Below are 8,437 nucleotides of genomic sequence, written 5' to 3'. Positions count from 1 at the left end.
TAAATTGCGCACCTGTCAGGTTTGACAGGTGGCGACGAATGGTCATTTGTGCGAGCGTCAAATGCAAAAGATCGCAGCCATCGGCAACTCACGAACGACCATTCGTCGGGATCCTGCCGCTACCTGTAATTTCTGACAGTAGCCGATCTTTCCTGTAGCGGAGTTAATGAAGCTTCTTCCATAAGCACCGCGACAGGAGTTGCATCATGACCGACCAAGCCCCCATTCATTTGCCGGCCTTCACCAACCCACCCTACGCCATCGCGCCGGCCGGGCAGCTCAAAAACATCGAATTGCTCCTCAGGACTAAAAATAATAAACCCGTCCCCAGGGGCGATATCAGTCTGACGCTGCCAGCCAGTTTTACATACGCCGATGGCGGGAGCGGTCAGCGCGACTTTATCACTGACGATGACGGCAGGCTCAGCGTCAGTGGCGTCAAAGGCGCTCTCATCGCCGGCTCTTACAATCTGAGCGCCACCAGTGGTGGGGGGACCGACAACGCAACCGTAACCGTTACGGGGTGGGGGCCGGTCGGTGACATTCAGGTCGGGAGCTGGCCGCACGATATCGCTCTCCACCCGGACGGTACGCGCGCTTATGTCAGCAACTTTTCCAGCGGCACGGTTTCGGTGATTGATACGGTGACGAATGAAGTCCTGACCAACATCACAGTCGGGAAGCAACCCATGGGGGTCGCCGTCAGCCCGGACGGTTCCCACGCTTATATCTGCAACAGTCTCAATGGCACGATTTCGGTGATTGATACGGCGACGAACCAAGTCCGGACGGATATCCTGATCGGAAGTACTGCGAGCTGGATTAGGATCAGCCCGGTCGATAATCTCGCCTATGCCAGCATGGGCTTCAGCAGCGCAGTCTCGGTTATCGATATGGCGACGAATGGAGTTCAGAGGAACATCCAGGTCGAGGGCAGGGTAAGAAATCTTGCTGTCAGCCCGGACGGTTCCCGCGTTTATGTCTCCAACGCTGAAAAACCGTCGGTCTGGGTGATTGATACGGCGACCGATAAAGTCCTGACGCGCATCCCGCTCGACTGGCCGCGTCCGGACGCGATTGCGTTCAGCCCGGATGGTACCCGTGCTTATGTCTGCCACACATATGAAGAAGCGGTCTCGGTGATTGATACAGCGCAGAACCGGGTCCTGAATAGCATTCAGGTCGAGGTAAGTCCGAGCGGAGTTGCCATCAGTCCGGACGGTACCCGCGCTTTTTTCTGCGGTGTAAGGCAAAACACGGTCTCGGTGATGGATACAGAGACGAACCTGATTCTGACGAGCATCCCGGTCGGGACAAGTCCGCACGGGATTGCCATCACCCCGGACGGCACCCGCGCTTATGTCTGCAACAGACATAGTGAAATAGTCTCGGCGGTTGCCACGGCGACGATTTGACTCTTGTCGAAGCTGTCGGTCAGACAATGGTCCGACCGACAGCTCAGAGGTCAGTCCAGACAGTCCCCTCATCAGTTGCGCGCCGAGTGCGGTGGTAGAGCGCACAAGCCCGGGGATCTGGCTTGGATTTAGGCAACGGTGCAAGGATTTGTAACCTTGAGACCGTGTCTGCAGGTGTCTTAAACAGCTTCGTTTAAATCGAAAAATCTGTACCGGACATAAGGGCCTCTTCGCGAACAGGCTCGCTCCCACAATCTGGAAAGCACTCAATCCGACATTTTGGAATGCACTCCCTTGTAGGAGTGAGCCTGCACGCGATGAAGATTTTTCAGTCGATGAGTTCGCACCAGACAAACCGCTACCGCGAGCAGGCTCACTCCTGCACTGGCCTTGTTTTTCAATCCCCGGCAAAAGTTGGAAAGCTTCTTGCAGTAGCCGCCCTGCGCCCGCTCCGGGCGTCAAAAGTTTGCTTTAAAGGAACGGGGAAAACCGGTGGATCGCACTCAGTTATTCAATACAGCACGCACCAACGTTGCCGACCTCAGTCGAGGCAATCTGGGCGTGCCGTTGTTGCTGCTGGTCATGCTGGCCATGATGATGCTGCCGGTACCGCCGTTCCTGCTCGACGTGTTCTTCACCTTCAACATCGCGCTGTCGATCGTCGTCCTGCTGGTCTGCGTGTATGCGCTGCGGCCGCTGGATTTTGCCGTATTCCCGACGATTCTGCTGGTCGCGACGCTGCTGCGCCTGGCCTTGAACGTGGCTTCGACGCGGGTGGTCATGCTCCACGGTCAGGACGGCCACGCCGCCGCCGGTAAGGTGATTCAGGCCTTCGGTGAAGTGGTGATCGGCGGTAACTACGTGGTCGGTATCGTGGTCTTCGCGATCCTGATGATCATCAACTTCGTCGTGGTGACCAAGGGTGCCGGGCGGATTTCCGAGGTGAGCGCGCGCTTCACCCTCGATGCGATGCCCGGCAAACAAATGGCGATCGACGCCGACCTCAACGCCGGCCTGATCGACCAGAACCAGGCCAAGGCGCGCCGTCAGGAAGTCGCTCAAGAGGCTGAGTTCTACGGTTCGATGGACGGTGCCAGCAAGTTCGTCCGTGGTGACGCGATCGCCGGCCTGCTGATTCTGTTCATCAACCTTATCGGCGGGATGGCCGTCGGTATCTTCCAGCACGGCATGAGCTTCGGCGATGCGGGCAAGGTTTACGCCTTGCTGACCATCGGTGACGGTTTAGTGGCGCAATTGCCATCACTGTTGTTATCGACAGCGGCGGCGATCATGGTGACCCGTGCTTCCGGTTCGGAAGACATGGGCAAACAGATCAATCGCCAGATGTTCGCCTCGCCGAAAGCGCTGGCGGTGGCCGCCGGTCTGATGGCGGTCATGGGCCTGGTGCCGGGCATGCCGCACTTCTCGTTCCTGAGCATGGCGGCGCTGGCCGCTGGCGGCGCGTACCTGTTCTGGAAAAAGCAGAACGTGGCCAAGGTCGAAGCGCTGCAAGAGGTCAAGCGTCAGCAGGAGCTGCTGCCGTCGCCGGCCCGCGCCATGGAAACCAAAGAGCTGGGCTGGGACGACGTCACGCCAATCGACATGATCGGCCTGGAAGTCGGCTATCGCCTGATTCCGCTGGTGGATCGCAACCAGGGCGGGCAATTGCTGGCGCGGATCAAGGGCGTGCGCAAGAAGCTCTCGCAGGATCTGGGCTTCCTCATGCCCACTGTGCATATTCGTGACAACCTCGATCTGGCGCCAAGCGCTTATCGCCTGACGCTGATGGGGGTGATCCTCGCCGAAGCCGAGATCTACCCGGATCGCGAACTGGCGATCAACCCGGGCCAGGTCTACGGCACGCTCAACGGTATCAACGCCAAAGATCCGGCTTTCGGCCTGGAGGCGGTGTGGATCGAAATCAGCCAGCGTGCCCAGGCGCAATCGCTCGGTTACACCGTGGTCGACGCCAGCACCGTGGTTGCGACCCACTTGAACCAGATTCTGTACAAGCACTCCAGTGAGCTGATCGGCCACGAAGAAGTGCAGCAACTCATGCAATTGCTGGCCAAAAGCTCGCCGAAACTGGCGGAAGAGCTGGTGCCGGGCGTGGTCACGTTGTCACAGTTGCTCAAAGTGCTGCAGGCGCTGCTTGCCGAACACGTGCCGGTGCGCGATATCCGCAGCATTGCCGAAGCCATCGCCAACAACGCCGCGAAGAGTCAAGATACCGCCGCGCTGGTGGCCGCTGTGCGGGTCGGCGTATCCCGCGCCATCGTCCAAAGCATTGTAGGCACTGAGTCGGAGCTGCCTGTGATCACCTTGGAACCAAGGTTGGAACAAATATTGCTCAATAGTCTGCAGAAGGCAGGACAAGGCTCGGAAGAGGGCGTTCTGCTGGAGCCAAGCATGGCCGAGAAGCTGCAGCGTTCGCTCATCGAAGCGGCGCAGCGTCAGGAAATGCAAGGTCAGCCGGTGATTCTTTTGGTAGCCGGCCCGATCCGCGCGATGCTCTCGCGCTTTGGCCGCCTCGCAGTCCCTGGGCTGCATGTGCTGGCCTACCAGGAAATACCGGACAACAAGCAAGTGACCATCGTTGCGACAGTAGGGCCCAACGGCTGAGGTAGTGGTTTATGCAAGTTAAGCGTTTCTTTGCCGCCGATATGCGTCAGGCCATGAAGCTGGTTCGTGATGAGCTGGGCGCTGATGCCGCCATCATTGGCAACCGCCGCATTGCCGGCGGTGTCGAGCTGACGGCGGCACTGGATTACAAATTGTCGGCGCTGGCGCCACGGGTTCCGAACATGGAACTCGAAGACGAGCTGCGCAAGACCCAGTCGCGCATCGTCACTGCCCAGGCCGAGTTGAGCCTGCGTGGCGAAGCCGACGGCAATAGCAATCGCCAGATCTTTGCCGGGCTGCCGTTGACGGCAGGCCTGCCACTGACCGCTGCCGAGCCGCTGAGCGAGCCGACCTATGCCGCACCGCCACGTCCGGCTCCGGCGCCTGCGCAGTCCTCCGGCGGTGTCGATCCGCGTGCGCTGGATTCGATGCGCTTTGAATTGAACAGCCTGCGCGAGCTGATGGAAGTTCAGCTCGGCACCCTCGCCTGGAATCAGCTGCAAGGCAGCCGTCCGGCCCAAGCCAACCTGTATCGCCGTCTGCAACGCATCGGTCTGTCCGGGCCGTTGTCGCGCGATCTGCTGGCGCTGATCACTGATATCGAAGAGCCGCGTCAGGCCTGGCGCATGCTCCTCGCGCACCTGGCACGGATGATTGCCGTACCGGAAGTCGAGCCGCTGGAAGAGGGCGGTGTGATTGCCATGGTCGGCCCGGCCGGCATGGGCAAGACCACTACACTCGCCAAGCTTGCCGCGCGTTATGTGCTGAAATACGGCGCGCAGAATGTCGCGCTGGTGAGCATGGACAGCTTCCGCATCGGTGCGCAGGAACAACTGAAGACGCTGGGTCGCATTCTCAATGTGCCGGTGACTCACGTCGACCCGGGCCAATCGCTGGTGCAAGCGCTGGATCCGTTGCTGCGCAAACGCGTGGTGCTGATCGATACCGCCGGCCTGCAGGCCAGCGATCCGGCCCTGCGCATGCAGCTCGAAAGTCTGGCCGGACGTGGCATTCGCTCAAAAAATTATCTGGTCTTGGCAACCACCAGCCAGAAACAGGTTCTAACCGCCGCTTATCACAGTTACAAGCGTTGCGGGCTTGCCGGCTGCATCCTGACTAAACTGGATGAAACGGCCAGCCTTGGCGAAGTGTTAAGCCTGGCGATCAGTCATGAATTGCCGGTCGCGTACCTGACCGATGGCCCACGGATTCCGGATGATTTGCATCTGCCGCGCCGTCATCAACTGGTCAGCCGCGCCGTCAGCGTGCAAATGCAGGAAGAACCCAGCGAAGAAGCCATGGCTGACATGTTCGCTGATATCTATCACAGCCCGACCAAGCAGGTTGGCTGAGGTATTCATGAACAGTTTTTGTACCTACATCGATGGTCTGCCATGCATTGTTCCGTTTGTGAACGCGCAGCCAGTAATGTGGCCTCCGTCTATGCAAGACAAGGTAAAGAAATAACATGGGCAGCATGCATCCCGTACAGGTGATCGCGGTGACCGGCGGCAAAGGTGGCGTCGGCAAGACTAACGTGTCAGTGAACTTGTCGCTGGCGCTGGCAGAGCTTGGCCGTCGGGTCATGCTGCTGGACGCCGACCTCGGTCTGGCGAACGTTGACGTATTGTTGGGTCTGACCCCTAAACGCACGCTGGCCGACGTCATCGAAGGCCGTTGCGAATTGCGCGACGTGCTGTTGCAAGGCCCCGGTGGCATTCGCATCGTGCCGGCGGCGTCCGGCACGCAGAGCATGGTGCACCTGAGTCCGGCGCAACATGCCGGTCTGATTCAGGCATTCAGCGACATCGGCGACAATCTCGACGTGCTGGTGATCGACACCGCTGCGGGTATTGGTGACTCGGTAGTCAGTTTCGTCCGCGCCGCGCAAGAAGTGTTGCTGGTGGTCTGCGACGAGCCGACTTCCATTACCGACGCCTACGCGCTGATCAAACTGCTCAACCGCGATTACGGCATGAACCGCTTCCGCGTTCTCGCCAACATGGCGCAGAGCCCGCAGGAAGGGCGCAACCTGTTCGCCAAGTTGACCAAGGTCACGGATCGCTTCCTTGACGTGGCCCTACAATACGTCGGCGCCGTGCCTTACGACGAAAGCGTGCGTAAAGCGGTGCAGAAGCAGCGTGCGGTGTACGAAGCCTTTCCGCGTTCCAAATGCGCGCTGGCGTTCAAGGCGATCGCGCAGAAGGTCGACACCTGGCCGCTGCCCGCCAACCCGCGTGGCCACCTTGAATTTTTCGTCGAGCGCCTCGTGCAGCAAACGGCAGGGCCCGTGCTATGACCGCAAGCGGTATGAACTACTACAAGAAGTCGGCACGTGACGCGCAGTACGAACTGATCGAGCGTTACGCGCCACTGGTCAAACGCATTGCCTACCACTTGCTGGCGCGTTTGCCGGCAAGTGTGCAGGTCGAAGACCTGATCCAGGCCGGGATGATCGGCCTGCTCGAAGTCTCGACCAAATATGACGCCAGCAAAGGCGCCAGTTTCGAAACGTACGCGGGCATACGAATCCGCGGCGCGATGCTCGACGAAGTGCGCAAAGGGGACTGGGCACCACGCTCGGTTCACCGCAATACCCGTATGGTCAGCGACGCAATTCGCTCAATTGAAGCTAAAACCGGCCGTGACGCTAAAGATCACGAGGTTGCAGCCGAACTCCAATTGAGTCTCGACGATTACTACGGGATTTTGAATGACACCTTGGGCAGCCGCCTGTTCAGTTTCGACGACCTGTTGCAGGACGGCGAACACGAAGGGCTGCACGAGGATGGCGCCAGTGCTCATCTTGAGCCGTCACGCGATCTGGAAGATGAACGCTTCCAGGCGGCGCTGGCGGACGCGATTGCCAATTTGCCGGAGCGTGAACGACTGGTGTTGGCGCTGTACTACGACGAAGAGCTGAACCTCAAGGAGATCGGTGAAGTCCTTGGCGTCAGTGAATCGCGGGTCAGCCAGTTACACAGCCAGTGCGCAGCCCGTTTGCGGGGGCGTTTGGGGGAGTGGCGAGCGCGCTGAAGGCAGTGTGGGGACACTGCGAACGAGGCTGGTGCGGTGATAAACGGCACCGGTCTTGCTCTGTTGTGCTCCAGACAGTCTTTGAGTGCTGCGCCGATTGATTGAAGTGGCGCGTCCAGGTGCTGGGCGCGTTTAAGACTGCTTGGAGGTCGAATTGAACAAAGACATGAAAATCCTCATCGTTGATGACTTCTCAACGATGCGGCGGATCATCAAGAACCTGCTGCGTGATCTTGGGTTCACCAACACCGTCGAGGCTGACGATGGCACCACCGCCATTCCAGTGCTCAACAGCGGCAGCATCGACTTTCTGGTGACGGACTGGAACATGCCGGGCATGACCGGTATCGACCTGCTGCGTCACGTGCGTGCCGATGAAAAGCTCAAGCACCTGCCAGTGCTGATGGTGACTGCAGAAGCCAAGCGCGAGCAGATCATCGAAGCCGCTCAGGCCGGTGTAAACGGCTACGTAGTCAAACCTTTCACGGCTCAGGCGTTGAAAGAAAAAATCGAGAAGATTTTCGAACGCATCGGCTGATGAACGCGCGGGGGAGCTATGGAGCATAACGAATCTTCACAGGGCGATTTTGAATCGACCCTGAAAAAACACGCGGTCGAACTGGTCGAAAGCCTTGAAAAAGGCAGGTTCGGCGACGCGGTGCAACTGATCCATGAGCTCAATCAGACCCGTGACCGTGGCCTGTACCAGGAAGTGGGCAAGCTCACACGTGAACTGCACAGTGCGATCGTCAACTTCCAGATCGATCCGCACATGCCGCAGGCCGAGGAAGTGTCGCAAATCACCGACGCCACCGAACGCCTGGGCTACGTGGTCAAGCTGACAGAGGCCGCGGCCAACCGCACCATGGATCTGGTGGAAAGCGCCACGCCGGTGGTCAACAGTCTGGCTGATGAAGCCCAGACCTTGAGCGCCGATTGGGGTCGCTTCATGCGTCGCGAGGTCGGGGCTGAAGAGTTCCGCGAACTGGCGCGCCGGGTCGACGGTTTTCTGTCACGCAGCAGCACGGAAAACCGTGCGGTGTCGAGCAATCTCAACGACATCCTGCTGGCCCAGGATTACCAGGACCTCACCGGTCAGGTGATCAAGCGCGTGACCCAACTGGTCACCGAAGTCGAAAGCAATCTACTCAAACTCGTGCTCATGGCCAGTCAGGTCGACCGCTTTGCGGGCATCGAACATGACCGCGCCGCGATGCTTGCAGAAAAAGATCCACAAAAACATCTCTCGCAGGGTGAAGGTCCGCAGATTCATGCCGATAAACGAGAAGACGTTGTGTCCGGTCAGGACGATGTGGACGATTTGTTATCCAGCCTTGGATTCTAGAGTTTTTTGGAATTTCAGG

General features: G+C 59.0%; 7 protein-coding genes. All 7 read left to right on the top strand.

Going from position 1 to position 8,437, the window contains the following annotated elements; genetic code table 11:
• The first annotated feature begins 206 nt into the window (after nucleotides 1–206).
• The 7 genes from ACM6IV_RS02215 to ACM6IV_RS02185 all read left to right on the top strand — a co-directional run bounded on the left by ACM6IV_RS02215 (nucleotide 207) and on the right by ACM6IV_RS02185 (nucleotide 8,418).
• On the top strand, nucleotides 207–1,415 hold the full coding sequence (locus tag ACM6IV_RS02215) for a beta-propeller fold lactonase family protein (RefSeq protein WP_414868542.1): 1,209 nt from the start codon (nucleotides 207–209) through the stop codon (nucleotides 1,413–1,415).
• Between the two features lie 492 nt (nucleotides 1,416–1,907).
• A complete protein-coding gene (flhA, locus tag ACM6IV_RS02210) occupies nucleotides 1,908–4,037 on the top strand; it encodes a flagellar biosynthesis protein FlhA (RefSeq protein ID WP_414868541.1) in 2,130 nt (709 codons plus the stop codon).
• An 11-nt stretch (nucleotides 4,038–4,048) separates the two neighbouring features.
• Nucleotides 4,049–5,389 (top strand): flagellar biosynthesis protein FlhF, encoded by a 1,341-nt coding sequence (gene flhF, locus ACM6IV_RS02205; RefSeq protein ID WP_414868540.1) that lies wholly within the window; start codon nucleotides 4,049–4,051, stop codon nucleotides 5,387–5,389.
• Between the two features lie 116 nt (nucleotides 5,390–5,505).
• Nucleotides 5,506–6,336: a flagellar synthesis regulator FleN gene (gene fleN, locus ACM6IV_RS02200; RefSeq protein WP_003222917.1), complete on the top strand. Its 831-nt coding sequence runs from the start codon at nucleotides 5,506–5,508 to the stop codon at nucleotides 6,334–6,336.
• Nucleotides 6,333–7,073, top strand: coding sequence for an RNA polymerase sigma factor FliA (fliA, locus tag ACM6IV_RS02195; protein ID WP_007920004.1), 741 nt, complete (start codon nucleotides 6,333–6,335; stop codon nucleotides 7,071–7,073). Before fleN ends, fliA begins: the two co-directional genes overlap by 4 nt.
• Nucleotides 7,074–7,239: 166 nt before the next feature.
• Nucleotides 7,240–7,611: a chemotaxis response regulator CheY gene (locus ACM6IV_RS02190; protein WP_003183998.1), complete on the top strand. Its 372-nt coding sequence runs from the start codon at nucleotides 7,240–7,242 to the stop codon at nucleotides 7,609–7,611.
• A gap of 18 nt (nucleotides 7,612–7,629) precedes the next feature.
• Nucleotides 7,630–8,418, top strand: coding sequence for a protein phosphatase CheZ (locus ACM6IV_RS02185; RefSeq protein ID WP_414868539.1), 789 nt, complete (start codon nucleotides 7,630–7,632; stop codon nucleotides 8,416–8,418).
• Nucleotides 8,419–8,437: the final 19 nt, after the last annotated feature.

This window comes from Pseudomonas sp. IT-347P, from assembly GCF_949768005.1.
GTDB lineage: Bacteria > Pseudomonadota > Gammaproteobacteria > Pseudomonadales > Pseudomonadaceae > Aquipseudomonas.
The sequence above is the reverse complement of the archived record's forward strand: the minus strand, read 5'-3'. Positions and strand labels throughout refer to the sequence as shown.